Here is a 21,874-nt window from a genome sequence, read left to right as displayed (position 1 = left end):
GAGAAACAATCATGTCATGGGCTGGAAAAATCCTCCGCGTTAACTTGACCGCCGGTACCGTCAAGTCTGAACCCCTCAATATGGACTGGGCGCAAGCCTACATTGGCTCGCGTGGCCTGGGTACCAAGTACCTGGTCGAAGAAGTCGACGCCACAGTAGATCCCTTGTCTGCCGACAACAAAATCATTTGGGCCACCGGCCCGCTGACAGGCACCATGGCCTCCACCGGTGGCCGCTACACCGTCATCACCAAAGGCCCGCTCACCGGCGCCATTGCCTGCTCGAACTCGGGCGGCTACTGGGGTGCCGAGTTCAAGATGGCGGGCTGGGACATGGTTATTTTTGAAGGTAAATCGGCCAAGCCGGTCTACCTCTATGTCAATGACGACCTGGCTGAACTGCGTGATGCAGCTCATTTGTGGGGCAAAAGCGTCTGGGAAACCGAAGAGATCATCAAGAAGGGTCTGCAAGACCCGCTGACCCGCGTGTCAAGCATCGGCAAGGCCGGTGAAAACGGTGTGCTGTTTGCCGCAGTGGTGAATGACCTGCACCGTGCCGCTGGCCGCTCTGGCGTAGGCGCTGTCATGGGCAGTAAAAACCTCAAGGCCATTGCGGTGCGCGGCACCAAAGGCGTGGGCAACATCAAAGACCCGAAAGCTTTCATGGCAGCCACCAAAGCCGCCAAAAAAGTGCTGGCCGACAACGGTGTCACCGGTACCGGTTTGCCTGCCATGGGCACGCAAGTGCTGATGAGCGTGATCAACGAAGTGGGTGGCCTACCTACCCGCAATCACCAGGACAACCAGTTTGAAGGGGCCAAAGACATTGGCGCTGAAGCCATGGCCACGCCACGCAAGACCGACGGCAAAAAGCACCTGGTGACCAACCAGGCCTGTTTTGGCTGCACCATTGCGTGTGGGCGCATCAGCAAGATGGACGAAGGCCACTTCACCATCGAAAACAAGCCGCAATACCGTGGTGCCAACGGTGGCCTGGAATACGAAGCCGCCTGGGCGCTGGGTGCCGCCAACGGTGTGAATGACCTGGAATGCCTGCAGTACGCCAACCTGCTGTGCAACGAAGAAGGCATTGACCCCATCAGCTTTGGTGCCACGGTGGGCGCGGTGATGGAGCTTTTCGGTATGGGCGTGTTGACCAAAGAGCAGATCGGTATTGAAGCGCCGTTTGGCTCGGCTCATGCACTGGCGTTTTTGGCTGAAGAAACCGTCAATGGCCGTGGTTTTGGCAAGGAAATTGGGCAGGGCTCGAAACGCCTGACCGCCAAATATGGTCACCCGGAACTCAGCATGAGCAGCAAGGGTCAGGAATTCCCGGCCTATGACGGGCGCGCCATCCAGGGTATTGGCCTGGCCTATGCCACGTCAAACCGTGGTGGCTGCCACCTGCGCGGCTACACCATTGCCTCCGAGATTCTGGGCATCCCGGTCAAGACCGATCCGCTTGAATCGCAAGGTAAACCTGAGTTGGTCAAAGCATTCCAGGACGCCACGGCGGCGTTTGACTCATCTGGCCTGTGCATCTTCACCACCTTTGCCTGGGGTCTGCAAGACCTGGCGCCGCAAATTTCAGCCGCTTGTGGTGACCAGTACACCATTGAAGAGTTGGCCAAAATTGGCGAACGCATCTGGAACATGGAGCGTGAGTTCAACAACCGTGCTGGTTTTACCAAGGCCGATGACAGCCTGCCCGCGCGCCTGACCACAGCGGCTGAAGCTTGCAAAACCGGCCCGGCCAAGGGCAAGTTCAACGAGTTGGCCACGATGCTGCCGCTGTACTACGAAGCCCGTGGCTGGGATTCTGAAGGCCGCCCAACAGCAGCCACCAAAGAACGCCTGAGCCTGTAGAGCTAAGCAGCGCAGGTTTATTGGCAAAACCCCAAGTCCAGGGGTCGGATCACCGCAGAGAACGAAGCGTGCTCAGACCCCAATAAACCGGACCCCAACGTGTTCAGCACCGAATTGTGTGGACGCTCAGTCACTAGCAACAAACAAGCGGTCTTTAGCGACCGCTTTTTTCTGGAGAAACAACCATGACCCACCACGTCATCCTTGGCGCCGGCCCGGCCGGTGTCATTGCCGCTGAAACCATCCGCAAACAGGCCCCGCTGGACAGCATCACCCTCATTGGTGACGAGCCCGAGCCGTCTTATTCGCGCATGGCCATTCCCTACTTGTTGATGGGCAACATTGACGAGTCGGGCACCTACCTGCGCAAAAGCCCCAGCCATTTTGCTGATTTGAAAATCAAACTGGTTCAAAACCGGGTGAAATCTGTGCAGGCTGCTATCAAAACAGTGGTGCTTGAGAATGGTGAAACCCTGGCTTATGACACTTTGCTGGTGGCCACTGGTTCGCACCCGGTGAGTCCGCCCATTCCCGGCATCAAGTCATCCGGCGTGCACACCTGCTGGACCCTGGCGGATGCCCGCGCCATCATGAAGCTGGCCAAGCCAGGTGCCCGCGTGCTGCAACTGGGTGCCGGCTTCATCGGCTGCATCATCATGGAAGCGCTGGCCGCCCGTGGCGTGAAATTGAGTGTGGTCGAAATGGGTGACCGCATGGTGCCGCGGATGATGGGCCCCACTGCCGGCGGCATGATCCGCGACTGGGTGGATGCCAAAGGTGTGGAAGTGTTCACCAGCACGCGTGTGGAGTCGATTGCGCCGCAAGCCGCTGCCGAACCCAGCCTGCTGGAAAAAATTGCCAGCACGATTGGTATTGGCTCATCTGATGCGGCCGCATCTGCGCCAGTGTTGAATGTCAAGCTCTCCAATGGCACCACCATGCAGGCCGATCTGGTCATCAGCGCCGCCGGTGTGCGCCCGGCCATTGGCTACTTGGAGCATTCAGGCATCACCTGCCTGCTTGGGGTGCTGACCGATGAGCACATGCAAACCAACGTGCCAGGCGTGTATGCCGCCGGTGATTGCGCGGAAGCCCTCGATAAAGTGTCTGGCAAGATGATTGTCAGCGCGATCCAGCCCAATGCGGCAGAGCAAGCCCGTGTGGCGGCGGCCAACATGGTGGCTTATTCGAAGGGCTTGCCACCCACCACCGAGCTCAAAGGCGTGACGCAAATCAACGTGCTCGACACCCTAGGGTTGATCTCGGCCAGTTTTGGTGACTGGCAAGGCGTGCCCGGTGGCGCGCATGTGGAGCTGACAGACAAGGCCGCTGGCCGCCACTTGAGCCTGCAGTTCAAGGACGATGTGCTGGTGGGGTGCAACTCGGTGGGTTGGACTGCCCATGTGGGCGTGATGCGTGGGCTGGTGGAAGGCCAGATCAAACTTGGCGAGTGGGCCGACACCTTGAAAAAAGACCCGACGCTGCTAATGGAAGCCTACTTGGCCAGTGCACAAGGGCAAGGCGACTGGTCGGGCGCACAAGACGAGCGCCGGCGCTAAAGTGATGGGTGAACAAGGTCGGCGTGACAAGTCGCAACGGTCTTGCTGCGTCGTCACATCACCGACTAGTCAACAGCCACACGGCAAGCATCCTTGAAAAAAACCATTAAGCCGACCATGAAGATCACCCTGAAACTGTTCGCTTCTTTGACCGACTACCTGCCGCCAGAGGCCAAGTACACCAATCTGGTGGAGCTTGACATTGCGCCAGACACAAGCATTGGGCAACTGGTGGCGCAGCACCGTTTGCCTGAAAAATTGGTGCACCTGGTGCTGGTCAATGGCACCTACGTGGCCCCAGACCAGCGTGTGACCCGGACACTGGCTGAAGGCGACGTGCTGGCCATTTGGCCGCCCATTGCTGGCGGCTGATTTTATATATCAAATTGGCCTCTATACCAAGTAAAATATGCGTTAGTAGCTATCAAATATGCAGTCTTTTTATCCGGAACGGTTCGAGCGCGATATGTCCTGCACCGAGGCAGATTGGTTGCGTTGGCTGCCCGCAGCCGTGGGAGACCTGCACTGGAAACTGCAACCAGGCACAGCCGGTGTGCGCCTTGGCGACGGTGCATTGGGCCTGAAATGGCAGGTGGGTGAGCCACGGGTGATTGGTCTGGTGAGCCTGCCGCGCTTGCTGGTGAGCTTTCGCTTTGCTGGCGTTGAAGACCTTGCGCGTCACGCGTTCATGACGCGTTTTGATTTGTACATGCAGCGTGGCGGCGGTTAAATTTATAGTAATCCAGCCTGTATCCCTTGTTAATCAAGTGTTATAAGCTATAAAATAAGTAGCAGTCTTGATGCCTGCCACGGTCAGTAGCAGAGAGCCAAACAAGTGCGCGGCAGCGGTGCCAAAAGCCAGCAGGTACCGCTGTTGCCCCAACAGCCCCACCACCTCTGCTGAAAAGCTTGAAAACGTGGTGAGGGCACCCAAGAAGCCGGTGATGATGGCCAGTCGCCAGGCCGGATCCAAATGTGGCATGGCCTGAAAAATGGCCACCGCAATACCAACCAAATAGCCACCAACCAAGTTGGCGGCGAGGGTGCCCAGCGGAATCACCGCGCCTGGGTTGAGCCACAAGCCCAAACCCCAGCGCGCCAGCGCTCCGACACAGGCACCGAGACAAATGGCAAGGACAGACATCATAAGGACCGCATCATACTGAGGTGGGTCGGGCGCACATGAAAAAGCCCGCCGAAGCGGGCCTTTAAGTCACTCAACGTGTGGCTTATTTTTTGGCGGCGCTGGCGGCTGGTTTGGCTGCCTCAGCTTTTGCTGGCGCCTTGGCAGCGGCTTTTTCTTCCTTGGCCTTTTTGTCGGCTTCAGCTTTAACTACTTTTGCGTCGGCCTTCTTGGCGGCTGGCGCCACACCCTTGAAGGCTTCGCCATTAATGGTCATGCCTTCCGCTGAAAACTTGGCGGCGTTGCCTTCGCCCACGCCTTTGACGCGTTCAACCAGATCGTTCCAGTCCTTGAAAGTACCCTTTTTGCGTTCATCAAGAATCTTGGTGGAAATGCCGGGGCCAATGCCTTTGATGCTGTCGAGCTCAGCGGCGCTTGCCTTGTTGACATCCACGGCGGCAAAACAAGCAGCGGCATACAGCATGGCCACGATGGCCAAAATTTTCTTCAACATGAATGAACTCCAGGGGGTTTGAAAGATAAGGGGTTGTGTGTGGCCGAATGCTTGTGCATCTGCCAGCAACTTAACGAGTGTAAGGCGCAGCAGGTTGACAAGGGGGTGAAAAACAGACAACTTTGTCACCCAAAGCGGACTCAGGCCTGTTGCATCAACGACGCGATATAGCTGGCCACGCCCGTTTGTACGTCCGCAAAGGCGTGTTTGCAACCGGTGGCACGCAGGGCCGTCAAATCGGCTTGGGTATAACACTGGTACTTGCCGCGCAAGGCGTCGGGGAAGGGCACATACTCAAGCAGTCCTTGAGCGCTTAACTCTTCAAGTGTCAAAGCGCTCTGTCCGCTGATCTGGCGCATGGCATTGACCACCGAACTGGCCACGTCATTGAAAGGCTGGGCGCGGCCACTGCCGAGGTTGAAAATGCCGGAAATTCCGGGGTGGTCAAAAAACCACAGGTTGACCGCCACCACGTCGTCAATAAAGACAAAGTCGCGCATTTGGGCGCCTGGGGCATAGCCACCGTATTCGCCAAACAGCTTGACCTTGCCCTCGGCCCTGAACTGGTTGAACTGGTGAAACGCCACACTGGCCATGCGGCCCTTGTGCTGCTCACGTGGGCCATAGACGTTAAAGTATCTGAAACCCACCACCTGCATGGTTTTGCCGGCAAAGGCTCGCTGAAACTCGTTGCCACATTCGCGGCGCATGCGCTGGTCAAACAGCAGCTTGGAGTAGCCGTAGACGTTGAGCGGGTGCTCAAACGCGGGGTCTTCGCGGAAAGTATCAGAGCCGCCATAGGTGGCCGCGCTGGACGCGTAGAGCAGGCGCGCACCGCGCTTCTGGCAGGTTTGATACAACTGAACCGAGGTGGCAAAGTTGTTTTGCATCATGTATTTGCCGTTCATTTCCATGGTGTCGCTGCACGCACCTTCATGAAAAACGGCCTCGACCTGACCGTAGGCCCCATCGGTGTAGGCGTCGTAAAACACATCGGCATCGACATAGTCGGCAATTTGCAGGTCAGCCAAGTTGAGAAACTTGTCGCCCTGGGTGAGGTCATCCACCGCGATGATGTCGGTCAGGCCGCGTGCATTAAGGCCTTTGATGAGGTTAGAACCAATAAAGCCGGCAGCGCCGGTGACGACGATGCGTGTCATGTAAATAACTCCTCAAAAGAAACGGTTGCAGTGCCAAATTTTCCCACCACCAGGCCACCCGCCCGGTTGGCCAGCGGCAGGGCCTCACGCATGGAAGCACCCGCAGCCACCAAAGCGGCCATGGTGGCGATCACGGTGTCGCCAGCGCCGGTCACGTCAAACACCTCGCGGGCTTGCGCACTCACATGCAACTGGCCTTGTGCGTCAAACAGCGTCATGCCTTCTTCGCTGCGGGTCAGCAGCACAGCTTGCAAGCCCAGGTTGTCGCGCAGGTTTTGAACTTTGCTTGACAGGTCAGGCTCATCGCGCCAGCCGCCAATGACTTGCTGCAACTCTGTGCGATTGGGTGTGATGACCGTGGCGCCCTGGTAGCGTGAATAGTCGGACCCCTTGGGGTCGATCAAGATTGGTGTGCCCGTGGTCTGAGCACGCGTAATCATGTCGCTCACATGCGCCAAGCCGCCTTTGCCGTAGTCGGAAAACAGCACCGCGTGGTGGCTGGGCAAGAGCTCGGCGAAGGTGGCCGTTTGTGAAGCCAGCACCTCGGTTTGCGGTGTGTTTTCGAAATCCAAGCGCAACAACTGTTGCTGGCGGCCAATCACACGCAGTTTGACGGTAGTTTTAAGCTGTGCATCACGGCCAAAATAGGTTTGGACGCCGGTGTTAAGCATCAAGGCTTCGAGCTTGTGGCTGGCCTCGTCATCACCGACCACGGTCAGCAGCGAGGCCTGCGCACCCAGGGTGACCACGTTGTAGGCGACGTTGGCGGCACCGCCGTTGCGTTCTTCTTCACGGGTGACGCGCACCACGGGTACCGGGGCTTCCGGGCTGATGCGGTCGACCGCGCCGTACCAGTAGCGGTCTAACATCACATCGCCTACCACCAGTACGCGGGCCTGGTTCAAGCGCTCTTTTGAAATGTTCATAACTCTTCCACTCGTCGGGCTGGGTAGCTGTCCCAGGCTTGACAGCCGGGACATTGCCAAAAATGTTGCACGGCTTCAAAGCCGCAGGCGGCACAGCGGTAACGCAGCAGGGGTTTGGTGGCGTGGTCCAGGGCTCGCTGCACTTGGGGGTGAAACTGCTCATGCTCCAGCTTTTCGCCGGCAATCCATTTGGTGGCTGCCACCAGCGAAGGCTCTTTCTCCAGATGGCGGGCGTACCAGTCTCGGGCGCTGGTGCTGGCATTTGCGCTGGAAAGCGTCACGATGGCATCCAGCACGTCCAGCGACGGGTTGCTGGCGTACAGCGCTTGCAGTTGCGCGCAGGTTTCTTCGACGTGTCCGGTGCGTAGCGCCAGGTCAGCCAGGGGCTGCGCAATCAAGGGAATGGCAGAAGGTGAGGCGCCCAAAGCGTCCAACAGGGTTTGCCATGCCTTGTCGGCATCGCCTTTCTTGTCCAGCAAGTGGGCCAGGTCCATTTGCGCACGGGCGGCCTCGGGTGCCATTACGATGGCTTGCCGTAGCAATTGTGTGGCGGCGTCCAAGTCGCCTTGAGTGGCAAGGGTGGCTGCCTGTTCGCACAGGTAGTGGGCTAACCTGGGGCTGAAGTTGCCTTGCCCGGCACGTTCCAATTTTTCTGCAACCTGCGCGGCCAGTGCCCAGTCACGGCTGCGCTCATAGTTGGCGAGCAAGGCCAGTCGTGCCTGGGCTTCAAAGGGCGTACCCTCAAGTTTGAGCAAGGCTTCTTCGGCCCGGTCCAGCAAACCCGCTTTGAGGTAGTCCAGTGCCAACGCGTGTTGGGCACGTTGCCGATCGGCCTGGCTGATGTCACCGCGCGATAACAGGTGTTGGTGCACACGCACGGCCCGCTCGTACTCGCCACGGCGACGAAACAAGTTGCCCAAGGCAAAGTGCAGTTCCGAGGTGTCAGGGTCGTTTTGTACCGCCTCAATGAAGGCATCAATGGCCTGGTCTTGCTGCTCGTTGAGCAAAAAATTCAGTCCTTTGAAATACGCTTTAGGCGCCTGATGGTTTTCCAGGCGAATTTGCCGCAGATCGAATCGCGAGGCCCCCCATCCCAGAATGAACACCAGTGGCAGCCCCAGCAAGATCCAGCTCAGGCTAAATTCCATCGGCGTAACTGGGTGCACCAGTTTGAGGAGCGGGTGACGCATTGGTGTCTTGGCTTGCCGTTTCGGCAGGGCGTGCCGGCGCACGCTGGCGCAACCATCGAGGCAACATACCAAACACGCCCACCGCCACACCGACGGCGAATGCGCTCAGCACGACCAGCACCTGTGGCGCACGCCATTGGTTGCCAAAGAAAAAGTGCACAGTGGTGTCTTGCTGGTTGTTCAGCGCGAAGGCAAACAGGGTAAAAAAAATGGCTGCTTTAAGTACCGACTTAAGCAACCACAGTATGTGTTTCATTTGTATTCCCCAGTGGCCTTGCGATTTTACCGCTGGGCATCTGCTGGTCTATTGATTGTCAAACTACGGCTTGGCAGATTGTTCCAACTCATCCGTGCGTAGGTCAACGGCTTGGCGCAATGCCTTGCCAGGCTTGAAATGCGGCACCCGTTTTTCGGGGATGGCCACGCTCTCGCCGCTGCGCGGATTGCGGCCCATGCGCGGTTGGCGGTGGTTGACAGAAAAACTGCCAAACCCACGAATTTCAATGCGGTGGCCACGTACCAAGGCGTCGTTCATCGCATCCAGAATCGCCTTGACAGCAAACTCGGCATCCCGTTGCGTCAGTTGTGCAAACCGTGCGGCAAGTTCTTCAACGAGGTCTGAGCGAGTCATTATTTTTTCGGATCAAAAACTTAAGAAAAAAACGACCGGTGCACAGGGCAACCGGTCGTTTGTTCAGGCTGACAACAATAAATTAGTTGTTGTTGTCGAGCTTGGCGCGCAACAAAGCGCCCAGGCTGGTGGTGCCAGCATTTTCGCGAGACGATTGCTGCGTGAGCGATGCCATGGCTTCGTTCTGATCAGCGGCGTCCTTGGCCTTGATGGACAACTGGATGTTGCGGGTCTTGCGATCTACATTGACAACCACGGCAGTAACTTCGTCACCTTCCTTGAGCACGTTGCGGGCATCTTCCACGCGGTCACGGGAGATTTCGCTGGCGCGCAGGTAGCCGATGATGTCGTCGCCGAGGTCGATTTCAGCGCCCTTAGCATCCACGGTCTTGACCTTGCCGGTAACCACTTGACCCTTGTCATTGATGGTGGCAAAGGTGGTGAACGGGTCGGAATCCAACTGCTTGATACCCAGGGAGATGCGTTCGCGGTCCACGTCCACAGCCAGCACCAGCGCTTCAACTTCCTGGCCCTTTTTGTACTCGCGCACAGCGGCTTCGCCGGGTTCGTTCCAGGACAAGTCAGACAAGTGCACCAGGCCATCAATGCCAGCAGCCAAGCCGACGAACACGCCGAAGTCGGTGATGGATTTGATCGGGCCCTTAACGCGGTCGCCGCGCTTGGTGTTTTGAGCAAATTCTTGCCATGGGTTGGCCTTGCATTGCTTCATGCCCAAGGAGATGCGGCGTTTGTCTTCGTCGATTTCCAGAACCATGACTTCGACTTCGTCACCCAGGGCAACGATCTTGGCGGGTGCCACGTTCTTGTTGGTCCAGTCCATTTCAGACACGTGGACCAAACCTTCGATGCCGGGTTCCAGTTCCACAAATGCGCCGTAGTCGGCGATGTTGGTGATCTTTCCAAACATGCGTGTACCTTGGGGGTAACGGCGGTTCACGCCCATCCAAGGGTCATCACCCATTTGCTTCAGACCCAGAGACACGCGGTTTTTCTCGGTGTCAAATTTCAGGATCTTGGCAGTGATTTCCTGGCCAGCAGTCACCACTTCAGATGGGTGACGGACACGACGCCAAGCCATGTCGGTGATGTGCAGCAGGCCGTCGATACCGCCCAGGTCCACAAATGCGCCGTATTCGGTGATGTTCTTGACCACGCCCTGAACAATCGCGCCTTCTTTCAGCGTGTTCATCAGCTTGCTGCGCTCTTCGCCCATGGATGCCTCAACAACAGCACGGCGAGACAACACGACGTTGTTGCGCTTGCGGTCGAGCTTAATGACCTTGAATTCAAGGGTCTTGTTTTCGTACGGTGACAGGTCTTTGGTCGGACGGGTGTCAACCAGTGAACCTGGCAAGAAGGCGCGGATGCCGTTGACCAACACGGTCAGGCCGCCCTTGACCTTGCCGCTGGTTTGACCAGTGACAAATTCGCCAGTTTCCAGGGCCTTTTCAAGGGCCATCCAGGAAGCCAGACGCTTGGCGGTGTCACGGCTCAGAATGGTGTCGCCGTAGCCGTTTTCGATAGAGCCAATGGCCACCGACACGAAGTCGCCCACTTGCACTTCGGTTTCGCCCTGATCGTTCTTGAACTCTTCCAGTGGCACGTAGGCTTCAGACTTGAGGCCAGCGTTGACGACCACAAAGCTGTGTTCGATACGGACCACTTCAGCAGTGATCACTTCACCGGGACGCATTTCTGTGCGTGTCAAGGACTCTTCAAATAGGGCGGCAAAAGATTCGGACATGTTTTGATGCGGTGTTAAGCGCAGGTTATTTCACGGTTTGACCCGTGGGGTTACGATTTTTTTGAACCTCATTTGCGGTGCGCTTGAGCAGCGCGAGAAGGCAGATGAGGGCCGGGTGCAAAGGAGTCAGCCCTTGCGGTTTAGCCCTTGAGACTCTTCAAAACGAATTGTCAAAAGGGCTGTTTGCCTTGCCACCAGGTTAAAACAAGATCTACCGATTTTTCAATTGATAGATCCGAATTGTCCAGGAGCTTGGCGTCAGCTGCGGGTTTGAGAGGTGCCACGCTTCGGGACATGTCCCGGGCGTCGCGTGCTTCCAGATCCGCGCGAAGACTGTCGAGTGTAGTTGCATTTCCTTTTGAAATCAACTGACTGAAGCGCCTTTGCGCCCGATGCGCGGCGCTGGCGGTCAAAAATACCTTCAGCTGAGCGTCGGGAAAGATCACGCTGCCCATGTCACGGCCGTCAGCCACCAAGCCCGGTACACGCCGAAAGCTGTGCTGCAGGCCAATCAACGCCGCCCGCACCTTGGGCAGGGCGGATACTTTGGAGGCGTTCATGCCCATGGCTTCGGTGCGGATGGTCTCGGTTACATCCAGGCCGCCGAGGCGCACTTTATCGTCCCTGAATTCAATCTGCAATTGCCCAGCCAAGGCGGCAATCGCGTCCTCGTTGTCGGCATCCAGCGGCAGCTGGGCTTGTGTGGCCGCCAATGCGGTGATGCGGTAAAGTGCCCCAGAGTCAAGCAGGTGGTAGCCTAGTTGGCTAGCTAACTGCGCGGCCAAGGTTCCCTTGCCAGAGGCCGTGGGGCCGTCGACACAGATCACAGGAATGTGCTGTCGTTCGGTTTTCACCAAGGAAAACAGGGCTTCAAAGTAGTCTGGGTAGGTCTTGGCAACGCATTTTGGGTCTTCAATGCGCACCGGTAAGCCTGCTGGGTTAAAGGCTGCCAGCGAAAAACACATGGCCATGCGGTGGTCGTCATAGGTGTGGATGCTGGCGGCGCACCAATTTTGGACGCTGGCGGGTGGTGTGATTTGAATGAAGTCTGCGCCTTCGATTACCGTGGCGCCCAGTTTGCGCAATTCACAGGCCATGGCGGCAATCCGGTCGGTCTCCTTGACGCGCCAACTGGCGATGTTGCGCAACGTGGTGGTGCCTTGGGCATACAGGGCCATCACAGCCAGTGTCATGGCCGCATCGGGGATGTGGTTGCAGTCCAGGTCAATGGCTTTGAGCGGCCAGCTGCCTTTTGACACCTCCAACCAGTTGGCGCCACTCGTGATGTGTGCCCCCATGGCTGTTGCGGCTTCCATGAAACGAATGTCACCTTGGATCGAGTCGGCACCCAAACCCAAAATCTTTATGCTTTTTTGGTCTGTAGCCCCCGTTGCTATTGCGCCAAGAGCTATGAAATAGCTAGCGGAAGAGGCGTCGGCCTCAACATGCAAAGTGCCTGGTGACTGGTAGTTGCTACCCATCGGGATGGTGAAGCGTTGCCATCCCTCTCGCTTCACCTGAATGCCAAAGCGTGCCAGCAGGTTCAGGGTGATCTCAATGTAGGGTCGCGAAATCAATTCACCCACCACGTCAATCACGATGTCCTGTTTGGCCACCAGTGGCAAGGTCATCAGCAAGGCGGTCAGGAACTGGCTTGAGACATCGCCGCGAACCCTGATTGGGGCGTTGATCGCCACCTGTGGCGTACCAATGTGCAGCGGGGGGTAGCCGTCTTGTCCGGTGTAGTCAATCTGGCAACCGAGTTGGCGCAGGGCGTCTACCAAGTCACCAATCGGGCGCTCGTGCATGCGCGGGATGCCACTGAGCTCATAGCTGCCGCCCATCAGGGCCAGTGCCGCCGTCAGGGGCCGAATGGCGGTGCCGGCGTTGCCCATGAACAGCTTGGCTTCTTTTTGTTTGGGCTGTCCGCCAAAACCGTCAATGGTCACGCTGTTGCCGGACTGCTCGATGTTGCAGCCTAAAGCGCGCAGGGCGGTCAGCATGACCCGCGTGTCGTCAGAGTCCAGCACATCGTGCAAGGTGGTGCGGCCCTGGCACAAGGCCGCCAGCAACAGCACACGGTTTGAGATGCTCTTGGAGCCTGGCAAAGTGATGGTGCCACCGGCTGATTGCAGGGGCGGCAGGTCAATGAACGCGGTGGTCAGCATGGTTTGGGGAGTTGTGTCATTTGCCACTGGGCACGTGCCGTGCTGGCTTGTTCAATCATGGTCTCGATGGCTCGCGCGTCGCCGCTCGCCATCAAGGTTTCAAAGGCTTGTAATTGGGCGCGAAATAGCTCGCTTTGCGTCAGTAACTCCTGGCGGTTGGCTAGCAAGATGTCGCGCCAGACATTCGGGTCGCTGGCGGCAATGCGGGTGAAGTCCCGAAAACCTGGCCCGGCCAAGGATAGAAATTCTGCTCCCTGCGGTTGTGTGACGACTGAATTCATCAAGGCAAATGCCAACAGGTGCGGCAGATGGCTGACTGCGGCAAAGGTGGCATCGTGCGATTCGGGCGACATTTGCAGCACCTTGCAGCCCAGCGCCGTCCAGACGGCTTGTGCCTGTTTGAGTTGCGCGGTGAGCGTGCGCTCATTTGGCGTCAGGATGACATGGCACCCGTTGTAGAGGTCGGCATCGGCATGCTCGACACCGGCGCGTTCTTTGCCAGCAATCGGGTGGGCTGGCACGAACGAGCCGATTTGTTCGCGCAATGCGCGCCGCCCGGCCTCAGTCACATCGCCCTTGGTCGAGCCTACGTCCATGATCAGCATTTGCGGCGTGACCATGTGTTTGATGGATTTCAGCGTGGCCTCGGTGGATGCCACCGGCACCGCGATCAGCACGATGTCGGCACCCGAGACTGCCAGCAGTGCCGACGGCGCCTCCACATCAATCACGCCCATGGCCCGGGCGCGCTCGGTGGTTGACGGTGATTTGCTGTAGCCCACAACCCGTTTGACCAGCCCGGCGCGTTTCATCGCCAGGGCGAAAGAACCACCCATCAGGCCGCAGCCAATCAGCCCGAGTTGCTCAAACATCATTCAGCTACCGGGTAGGTGCCAAGCACTTTGTAAAACGCGCACAAACTGCGCAATTCTTCCAGCGCCGCCTGCACGTTGGGTTGTGACGGATGTCCCGCCAGGTCGATGTAAAAATAGTATTCCCACTGGCCGGAGCGCGCCGGGCGTGACTCAAAGCGGGTCATGGACACGCCGTGTTTCTTGAGTGGCACCAGCAGGTCATGAACGGCACCCGGCCGGTTCGTCACCGACACAATCAGGCTGACGCAATCGTTGCCAGTGGCTTGCGGCGCGGCTAGTGTTTGCGGCAGGCAAATGACGGCAAAGCGGGTGCGGTTGAAGGCGTCGTCCTGAATCGCGTAGGAGGCAATGTGCAGGCCGAACTCGCTGCCAGCTTTCTCGCTGGCTATGGCGGCCCAGGCCGGATTGGTGGCGGCAAGCCTTGCGCCTTCAGCATTGCTGGCCGCAGCCCGTCGTTCGGCGTTCGGCAGGTGCGTGGTAAGCCAGTCTTGGCACTGCGCCAGGGCTTGCGGGTGGGCATAGACCGCTTCGATGTCGTGCAGCGATGGCTCCAGGCGCAGCAGGTTGTGCCGCACCAGAAAACTGGTTTCACCGATGATGTGCAGCGGCGAGTTGAGCAGCAAATCCAGCGAGCGTGAAATCACGCCCTCCGACGAATTTTCAATCGGCACCACGCCAAATTCGGCACTGCCCGCGGCGGTGGCGCGAAACACCTCATCAATGCTGACGCACAACACGCGGGACATGCTGCCGCCAAAGAACTGGATGGCCGCCTGCTCGCTGAAAGTGCCCGCAGGCCCTAAGTAGGCCACCCGCTGTGGCGCTTCAAGGGCGCGACAGGCTGACATGATTTCACGCCAGATCAAGCTCAAACTCTGGTCTTTAAGGGGGCCGCCGTTGTGTGACTGCAGGTTGGCAATCACCTGGGTTTCGCGGTCCGGGCGAAACACGGCCGAGCCGTCAATGCGCTTGATCTCGCCCACCTCGTGGGCCAGATTGGCACGCTGGTTGAGCAAGGTCAGCAGGTCCAGATCAAGCGCGTCGATGGCGACGCGCAGCTCAGCAAGGGTTTTGGCCATGGCAAGTTAACGTGAAAGAGTAATCGTCAATGCGAGCGAGGTGTGGCAACTCATGCCATTAGCCACGTTGCACTTCAAAGTCGCGCATGTAAGTGACCAGCGCTTGCACGCCATCAAGCGACATGGCGTTGTAAATGCTGGCTCGCATGCCACCTACCGACTTGTGGCCCTTGAGTTGCAGTAGATTGTGTTCGCGGGCACCCGCCAGGAAAGCCTCGTTGAGGCCCTCATCACGCAGGTAAAACGGCACATTCATGCGTGAACGGCAGTTTTTGGCCACCCGGTTGACATACAGGGAAGAACTGTCGATGGCCTGGTAAAGCAAGCTCGCCTTGGCGATGTTGCGCGCCTCGACCGCCGCAATGCCGCCTTGCGCCTTGAGCCACTTGAACACCAGCCCTGCGATGTAAATGGAATACGTTGGCGGCGTGTTGTACATCGACTGGTTGTCGGCCACGGTCTTGTAATTAAAGGCGCTGGGGCAAATGGCCAGGGCAAGGTCCAGCAGGTCGTCACGCACGGCCACCAAGGTCAGGCCGGCAGGTCCGAGGTTTTTTTGCGCGCCGCCAAAGGCCAGGCCCACGCGGGACCAGTCCACCGGGCGCGAGGCCACGTGGGACGAAAAATCAATCACCAGTGGGGCATCGCAGCCCAGGGCTTTCAGGTCAGGCAATTCCTGATACTCGACGCCATTGATGGTTTCGTTAGAGCAAATGTGCACGTAGGCAGGCTTGCGGCTGAGTTGCCAACTAGCAGGATCGATGAGGGTGGTGTGGCCATCGGCCTTGGTGCTGGCAGCAAGGTGCGCGGAGCAGTATTTGGCGGCTTCAGCGTAGGATTTTTGACTCCAACTGCCGGTAACGACAAAGTCGGCGGTTTCGCCGCGGGAAAGGTTCAGCGGCACGATGGCGTTTTCAGCCAGACCGCCGCCCTGCATGAACAGCAATTGGAAGTTCGCAGGCACGGCCAGCAGTTCACGCAGGTCAGCCTGGGCTTCTGCATAAATCTGGCCAAACTCTTTGCCGCGGTGGCTCATTTCCATCACGCCCATGCCACTGCCATGCCAATCGAGCATGTCGGCAGCGGCTTGGCGCAGCACCTCGTCGGGCATCACAGCCGGGCCGGCAGAAAAATTATAAGGTCGCATGGTTATGATAATTTATAAGAAATCAGGCTCTAGCCCTTGCATATAAAGCACAAGCAGCTATATTAAATATAGCAATTATTCGGCGGCACCATCGGGGGCTGAATCTGTGTCAGTGGGCGTATCCGTGGCATCCTCGCCCTCGGTGGCATCGGTGATGGCCGGAATGGCGTCGTTTTCCACCAGACGCTGCAAACCGCTCAATTTTGAGCCATCGTCTAGGCTGATCAGCGTCACGCCTTGAGTGGCGCGTCCCAGTTCGCGAATTTCACTGACCCGGGTGCGTACCAAGACGCCGCGGTCGGTGATTAGCATGATTTCGTCATCAGCGTGCACCAGGGTGGCCGCTACCACTTTGCCGTTGCGCTCAGACTGCTGAATGGCGATCATGCCCTTGGTGCCACGGCCATGGCGCGTGTACTCAGCGATGCTGGTGCGTTTGCCGTAACCGTTTTGGGTGGCCGTGAGCACACTTTGTGTCTCGTCTTCGGCCACCAGCATGGCTATTACGCTTTGACCATCGTCAAGCATCATGCCGCGCACACCGCGTGCCTGGCGGCCCATGGGGCGCACGTCGTTCTCATCAAAACGCACGGCTTTACCACCATCGCTGAATAACATCACATCATGCTGGCCATCGGTCAGCGCCGCGCCAATCAGGAAGTCGCCGTCGTCCAGGTCAACGGCAATGATGCCGGCCTTGCGCGGGTTACTGAATTCATTCAGAGCAGTCTTTTTGACCGTGCCCATGCTGGTGCCCATGAACACATACTGGTCCGCCGGGAAGCTGCGTTTTTCACCCGTGAGCGGCAGCACCACGGTGACTTTTTCGCCCTCTTGCAAGGGGAACATGTTGACGATGGGGCGACCGCGCGAACCGCGTGAGCCTTGCGGCACTTCCCAGACCTTGAGCCAGTACATGCGGCCGCGGTTGCTGAAGCACAGGATGTAGTCGTGCGTGTTGGCAATGAAAAGCTGGTCGATCCAGTCGTCTTCTTTGGTGGCCGTGGCCTGTTTGCCGCGACCGCCGCGCTTTTGCGCACGGTATTCGGAGAGTGGCTGGCTCTTGATGTAACCACTGTGGCTCAAGGTCACCACCATGTCGGTGGGCGTGATCAGATCTTCGGTGGACAGGTCAAAGGATGAATACTCCACCAAGCTGCGACGCGCACCAACCTTGGTCTGGCCAAACTCGGTCTTGATGGCGGTCAGTTCTTCGCTGATGATGATCGACACGCGCTCTGGCTTGGCCAGAATGTCCAGAAAGTCGTCAATCTCGCCCATGACTTCTTTGTATTCCGCCACGATCTTGTCTTGCTCCAGACCGGTCAGGCGTTGCAGTCGCATCTGCAAAATTTCTTGTGCTTGTGTCTCAGACAAGCGGTACAGGCCATCTTTGCCCATGCCGTATTGCAGCTCAAGGCCATCGGGGCGGTAGTCGTCAGCATTGACCACACCGCCATCGGCGCGAGTGCGGGTGAGCATCTCGCGCACCAGTTTGCTGTCCCATGGGCGGCTCATCAACTCGGATTTGGCGACCGGTGGTGTGGGTGATTCGCGGATGATGCGGATGAAATCGTCAATATTGGCCAGCGCCACGGCCAGGCCTTCAAGCACGTGACCACGTTCGCGGGCTTTGCGCAGGTTAAATACGGTGCGACGCGTGACCACTTCGCGGCGGTGCTCCAAGAACACCTCAAGCAGGTCTTTCAGATTGCACAGCTTGGGCTGCCCATTGATCAGGGCCACCATGTTCATGCCAAAGGTGTCCTGCAGCTGGGTCTGCTTGTACAGGTTGTTCAGCACCACTTCTGGCACTTCGCCACGCTTGAGTTCAATCACCAAGCGCATGCCGGATTTGTCGGATTCGTCCTGAATGTGGCTGATGCCTTCGATTTTTTTCTCGTGAACCAACTCTGCCATGCGTTCTTGCAAGGTCTTTTTGTTGCACTGGTAGGGCAGTTCATCCACGATGATGGCTTGCCGCTGGCCTTTGTCGATGTCTTCAAAGTGGCATTTGGCGCGCATCACGACACGTCCGCGCCCAGTGCGGTAGCCGTCCTTGACGCCATTGATGCCGTAGATGATGCCGGCCGTAGGGAAATCGGGCGCCGGGATGATTTCCATCAGCTCGTCGATGGAGGCCTGTGGGTTGCGTAGCAGGTGCAGGCAGGCGTCAATCACTTCATTCAGGTTGTGTGGCGGAATGTTGGTAGCCATGCCCACGGCGATGCCAGAGGAGCCGTTCACCAACAAGTTGGGAAAACGGGCTGGCATGACCAGCGGTTCGTGCTCGCTACCGTCGTAGTTGGGGCCGAAGTCGACCGTTTCCTTGTCCAGATCAGCCAGCAATTCATGGGCAATTTTGGACATGCGGATTTCGGTGTAACGCATGGCCGCCGCGTTGTCGCCGTCCACGGAGCCGAAATTTCCCTGGCCGTCCACCAGCATGTGGCGCAAAGAAAAGTCCTGCGCCATGCGAACGATGGTTTCATATACCGCGCTGTCGCCGTGCGGGTGATACTTACCAATCACATCGCCGACGATACGTGCCGACTTCTTGTAAGCCTTGTTCCAGTCGTTATTGAGCTCGTGCATGGCAAAAAGCACGCGCCGATGGACGGGTTTCAAGCCGTCGCGAGCATCCGGCAGGGCCCGCCCCACGATCACGCTCATGGCGTAATCGAGGTAGCTGCGGCGCATTTCATCCGCAAGGCTGGTGGGCAAGGTTTCTTTGGCGAACTGGGTCATGGGTGTGACTTGGGATTAAGCAAGATCTAAGTTAGCTGGCGATTTTAAGCTGCCGCTTTGTGGCTGCTTTGCAACGGCTTTGGGTAAATGTTCACACTTACAAGATGAATGGTCTGGCCGCGGCTTGGTCAGTCCTTTAAAAGAATCGGTCTGTGGCACAATAAAACCAACGCTCGATGTGATAGGCACCTTGGGCGTCCGATTTACCGACGCAGCGTTGCTGCGGTTTTTTCCCCTAAGGAGAACCATGAAGAAATTAAATAACGTGGCAATGCTGTTTGCTGCAGCTGCTTTGTCTTTGCCCATGGCTTCGATCGCTCAAAACGTCCAAGCATTTCCCGCCAAGCCACTCGTGAGCCCAACGGCTGATGATTTCAAGTACGCTACCGGTGAAAACCAATGGCGCTCAGCTGACGGCAAGCCCGTCATGAACGGTTCTAACGAACTGTGCTGGCGCAATGCTTTTTGGACACCTGCGACAGCCTACCCAGGTTGCGATGGTTCCATTCTGGCGCCTTTGCCTGTTGCCGCTGCTGCACCAGCACCTGCTGCTGCACCAGCACCGGTTGCTGCACCTGCTCCAGCACCAGCGCCAGCACCTGTGGCTGCCGCCAAGGTGACCTACGCTGCTGATGCATTCTTTGACTTTGACAAGTCTGTGCTCAAGCCAGAAGGCAAAGCCAAGCTTGACGACTTGGTTGGTAAAGTCAAGGGCATCAACCTGGAAGTGATCATTGCTGTCGGTCACACCGATGCTGTTGGTTCAGATGCTTACAACCAGAAGTTGTCGGTACGTCGTTCTGAAGCCGTCAAGGCTTATTTGGTGTCCAAGGGCATTGAAAAGAACCGCGTTTACACCGAAGGCAAGGGCGAAAAGCAACCCGTTGCTGACAACAAGACCGCAGAAGGCCGTTCCAAGAACCGCCGCGTTGAGATCGAAGTGGTTGGTACACGCGCCAAATAATTGGTTCATGTCCTAGCTCTTTGAGCACAACAAAGAACCCGCCTCGGCGGGTTTTTTGTTGTTTGCGAACAAGTGACGCAGGTGGTTTGATCTGATTGTTTGACATACGGATTTCAGGCCTGGTACGGTGGGACGTGTCTCTATTTTTAGGGTAAGGGTTTACCCTAAAATAAACACCTGACCTGACCTTTGCCAATTGAGTGAGCCACGCCACCAGAATGGTGATTGAACTCGTTGGTTTATATTTTTTGGGCGATGCCGCTGGTAATGATGTAAGGGGAACGTTATGCAGATTGACGATGACTTGACGCGACGGTTTCAGGCTTCCATGGAGGCGCTTAACGCTCGCATCGCACGGCTGGCCTTGGCGCTGTGTATCGACCTGAACGAGCGGGCAGTGGTTGATGCGTTGATGGCTAAGCCGCAAATCCAGGCAGTTGCTGAAGATCGCCGCCGGGCTGGTGCTGACGAGCCGCATGTCAGAGTGACCTCAGAGCGGCGACAGGCGCATCAACGTGAGGAGTTGCGCGGCTTGTTGTTGTTGCGCTACCAGATGGAGGTCACCAGCCTGACCGACAACGGTTGGAACGTGACCCGCGATGGAATGAAACAGGCTGAAGAACAACTGGTGCGTCAAGGCTTCAAACCAGGCGCAGATGGCTTGGGTCTGAACGATTTTTTTGACATCACTTGACGTTTGGTAAATTGTTTTTTGAGCAACCTGGACTGTTATGAACTCGCCTCTAGACACTGAATTGATTGAAAACTACACCTTCCCTGAGATCAAGATAGGGCAAAGTGCCCGCCTCTTGCGTACCCTCTCGGTTGAAGATATCACCGCTTTTGCTGCGGTCTCGGGGGACACCAACCCAGCCCACCTGAATTCTGAGTACGCCAATGACACTTTGTTTCATGGCGTGATTGCCCACGGCATGTGGAGCGGCGCCTTGATTTCAGCACTGTTGGGCACCCAGTTCCCTGGCCCGGGCACCATTTACCAGGACCAGGCGCTGCACTTTGTCAAGCCGGTGCGTGTGGGCGACACCTTGACGGTCACGGTGACTGTCACGGCCAAGAATGCCGCCGACAACAGCCTGGAACTTGATTGCCAGGTGATCAACCAGCGTGGCGAGCATGTGCTGAATGGTGTGGCTAAAGTTCTGGCGCCAGTTACCAAAGTGCGCCTGCCCCGTGTGGCCGCCCCGAGGATTCAGTTGTTTGACCCACAAGCGCGCTTTAACAACCTGCTCGCCCTCGGCGACAAGCTCGAAGCGGTGCGCTGTGCCGTGGTGCACCCATGTGACAAAGGCTCTTTGAGCGGCGCCATGGACGCGGCGCGTTATGGGTTGATCATTCCGGTGCTGATTGGCCCCGAAGTGCGCATTCGTCATGTGGCGGCTGAGGCCGGTATCGACTTGACCGGCGTTGAAATCATCGACCAGCCGCACAGCCACGCGGCGGCTGAAAAAGCGGCAGAGCTGGCCGCCAGTTGGGATGTCGAGATTTTGATGAAAGGCAGCCTGCACACCGATGAGCTGATTCACGCCGTGTTGTCCAAACCAGCACTGCGTACCGGCCGGCGCATGTCACACGTGTTTCGCTTTGACGTGCCGCTGTACCACAAGCCCTTGTTGATCACCGACGCCGCGCTGAACATTCGTCCGACCTTGCAAGAGAAAGTCGACATCATTCAGAACGCCATCGACTTCGCCCGCATCATGGGTGTGGCCGTGCCGAAAGTGGCGATTTTGTCGGCGGTAGAAAACGTCAATCCCAATATTCCCTCGACGCTGGATGCCGCTGCCCTGTGCAAAATGGCCGACCGTGGGCAAATCACCGGAGGGGTGCTGGATGGCCCGCTGGCGTTTGACAATGCCATCTCAGCGCATGCCGCGCAAATCAAAAATATTCGGTCCGAGGTGGCAGGCCAAGCCGACATCATGGCCGTGCCTGATTTGGAAAGCGGCAACATGCTGGCCAAACAGCTGGAGTACCTGGCTGGTGCCAGCGGCTCAGGCATTGTGTTGGGCGCCCGTGTGCCGATTGCCCTGACCAGCCGGGCTGATGGGCCCTCTAATCGTGTGGCGTCTGCCTTGCTGGCGCTACTGGTGGCGCACAACGCGCGTCGTGACCAATCTCGTCCAATCTGGTAAAAGGTTC

General features: G+C 57.6%; 20 protein-coding genes. 7 read left to right on the top strand and 13 right to left on the bottom strand.

Annotation, left to right across the window (positions count from 1 at the left end):
* Nucleotides 1–11 precede the first annotated feature (11 nt).
* From PHQ58_RS15845 to PHQ58_RS15830, 4 genes are all read left to right on the top strand, one after another.
* Nucleotides 12–1,865, top strand: a complete 1,854-nt coding sequence (locus PHQ58_RS15845; RefSeq protein WP_300112530.1) for an aldehyde ferredoxin oxidoreductase family protein — start codon at nucleotides 12–14, stop codon at nucleotides 1,863–1,865.
* A 185-nt stretch (nucleotides 1,866–2,050) separates the two neighbouring features.
* A complete protein-coding gene (locus PHQ58_RS15840) occupies nucleotides 2,051–3,424 on the top strand; it encodes an FAD-dependent oxidoreductase (RefSeq protein WP_300112528.1) in 1,374 nt (457 codons plus the stop codon).
* 117 nt (nucleotides 3,425–3,541) lie between these two features.
* The gene (locus tag PHQ58_RS15835) at nucleotides 3,542–3,796 is read left to right on the top strand and encodes a MoaD/ThiS family protein (RefSeq protein ID WP_300112526.1); all 255 of its coding nucleotides are present in this window, start codon (nucleotides 3,542–3,544) and stop codon (nucleotides 3,794–3,796) included.
* Between the two features lie 58 nt (nucleotides 3,797–3,854).
* Nucleotides 3,855–4,154, top strand: a complete 300-nt coding sequence (locus PHQ58_RS15830; protein WP_300112524.1) for a hypothetical protein — start codon at nucleotides 3,855–3,857, stop codon at nucleotides 4,152–4,154.
* 33 nt (nucleotides 4,155–4,187) lie between these two features.
* On the opposite strand, the gene crcB is transcribed toward PHQ58_RS15830, so the two are convergent.
* The 13 genes from crcB to gyrA form a co-directional block, all read right to left on the bottom strand.
* A complete protein-coding gene (gene crcB / locus PHQ58_RS15825) occupies nucleotides 4,188–4,571 on the bottom strand; it encodes a fluoride efflux transporter CrcB (RefSeq protein ID WP_300112523.1) in 384 nt (127 codons plus the stop codon).
* A gap of 82 nt (nucleotides 4,572–4,653) precedes the next feature.
* A complete protein-coding gene (locus PHQ58_RS15820; protein WP_300112521.1) occupies nucleotides 4,654–5,061 on the bottom strand; it encodes a helix-hairpin-helix domain-containing protein in 408 nt (135 codons plus the stop codon).
* 140 nt (nucleotides 5,062–5,201) lie between these two features.
* Nucleotides 5,202–6,221, bottom strand: coding sequence for an ADP-glyceromanno-heptose 6-epimerase (gene rfaD / locus PHQ58_RS15815; protein ID WP_300112519.1), 1,020 nt, complete (start codon nucleotides 6,219–6,221; stop codon nucleotides 5,202–5,204).
* On the bottom strand, nucleotides 6,218–7,147 hold the full coding sequence (gene rfaE1 / locus PHQ58_RS15810; RefSeq protein WP_300112517.1) for a D-glycero-beta-D-manno-heptose-7-phosphate kinase: 930 nt from the start codon (nucleotides 7,145–7,147) through the stop codon (nucleotides 6,218–6,220). The genes rfaD and rfaE1 overlap by 4 nt, the downstream gene beginning before the upstream one ends.
* A complete protein-coding gene (lapB, locus tag PHQ58_RS15805; RefSeq protein ID WP_300112613.1) occupies nucleotides 7,144–8,295 on the bottom strand; it encodes a lipopolysaccharide assembly protein LapB in 1,152 nt (383 codons plus the stop codon). Before lapB ends, rfaE1 begins: the two co-directional genes overlap by 4 nt.
* A complete protein-coding gene (locus PHQ58_RS15800; protein ID WP_300112515.1) occupies nucleotides 8,285–8,593 on the bottom strand; it encodes a lipopolysaccharide assembly LapA domain-containing protein in 309 nt (102 codons plus the stop codon). The genes lapB and PHQ58_RS15800 overlap by 11 nt, the downstream gene beginning before the upstream one ends.
* Before the next feature lie 63 nt (nucleotides 8,594–8,656).
* Complete coding sequence (locus PHQ58_RS15795; RefSeq protein WP_300112513.1) at nucleotides 8,657–8,968, bottom strand: integration host factor subunit beta; 312 nt, start codon at nucleotides 8,966–8,968, stop codon at nucleotides 8,657–8,659.
* A gap of 82 nt (nucleotides 8,969–9,050) precedes the next feature.
* Complete coding sequence (gene rpsA, locus PHQ58_RS15790; protein ID WP_300112511.1) at nucleotides 9,051–10,733, bottom strand: 30S ribosomal protein S1; 1,683 nt, start codon at nucleotides 10,731–10,733, stop codon at nucleotides 9,051–9,053.
* Between the two features lie 170 nt (nucleotides 10,734–10,903).
* Entirely contained in the window at nucleotides 10,904–12,901 is a 1,998-nt protein-coding gene (locus PHQ58_RS15785) for a bifunctional 3-phosphoshikimate 1-carboxyvinyltransferase/cytidylate kinase (protein ID WP_300112510.1), read from the bottom strand.
* Nucleotides 12,895–13,773 (bottom strand): prephenate dehydrogenase/arogenate dehydrogenase family protein, encoded by an 879-nt coding sequence (locus PHQ58_RS15780; protein ID WP_300112610.1) that lies wholly within the window; start codon nucleotides 13,771–13,773, stop codon nucleotides 12,895–12,897. The genes PHQ58_RS15785 and PHQ58_RS15780 overlap by 7 nt, the downstream gene beginning before the upstream one ends.
* On the bottom strand, nucleotides 13,773–14,855 hold the full coding sequence (gene pheA / locus PHQ58_RS15775) for a prephenate dehydratase (RefSeq protein WP_300112508.1): 1,083 nt from the start codon (nucleotides 14,853–14,855) through the stop codon (nucleotides 13,773–13,775). The genes PHQ58_RS15780 and pheA overlap by 1 nt, the downstream gene beginning before the upstream one ends.
* 58 nt (nucleotides 14,856–14,913) lie before the next feature.
* Nucleotides 14,914–16,002, bottom strand: a complete 1,089-nt coding sequence (gene serC / locus PHQ58_RS15770; protein ID WP_300112506.1) for a 3-phosphoserine/phosphohydroxythreonine transaminase — start codon at nucleotides 16,000–16,002, stop codon at nucleotides 14,914–14,916.
* A gap of 75 nt (nucleotides 16,003–16,077) precedes the next feature.
* On the bottom strand, nucleotides 16,078–18,750 hold the full coding sequence (gyrA, locus tag PHQ58_RS15765; protein ID WP_300112504.1) for a DNA gyrase subunit A: 2,673 nt from the start codon (nucleotides 18,748–18,750) through the stop codon (nucleotides 16,078–16,080).
* Between the two features lie 247 nt (nucleotides 18,751–18,997).
* Here gyrA and ompA point away from each other — a divergent pair, with 247 nt between their 5' ends.
* From ompA to PHQ58_RS15750, 3 genes are all read left to right on the top strand, one after another.
* A complete protein-coding gene (ompA, locus tag PHQ58_RS15760; protein ID WP_300112502.1) occupies nucleotides 18,998–19,714 on the top strand; it encodes an outer membrane protein OmpA in 717 nt (238 codons plus the stop codon).
* Between the two features lie 286 nt (nucleotides 19,715–20,000).
* On the top strand, nucleotides 20,001–20,408 hold the full coding sequence (locus tag PHQ58_RS15755; RefSeq protein ID WP_300112500.1) for a hypothetical protein: 408 nt from the start codon (nucleotides 20,001–20,003) through the stop codon (nucleotides 20,406–20,408).
* Between the two features lie 37 nt (nucleotides 20,409–20,445).
* Entirely contained in the window at nucleotides 20,446–21,867 is a 1,422-nt protein-coding gene (locus PHQ58_RS15750) for a bifunctional enoyl-CoA hydratase/phosphate acetyltransferase (RefSeq protein ID WP_300112499.1), read from the top strand.
* The last annotated feature ends 7 nt before the right edge of the window (nucleotides 21,868–21,874 follow it).

Source organism: Rhodoferax sp., assembly GCF_028688795.1.
Classification (GTDB): domain Bacteria; phylum Pseudomonadota; class Gammaproteobacteria; order Burkholderiales; family Burkholderiaceae_C; genus Rhodoferax.
Note: the sequence above shows the minus strand (reverse complement) of the source record. Positions and strands in the feature narration are given on the sequence as shown.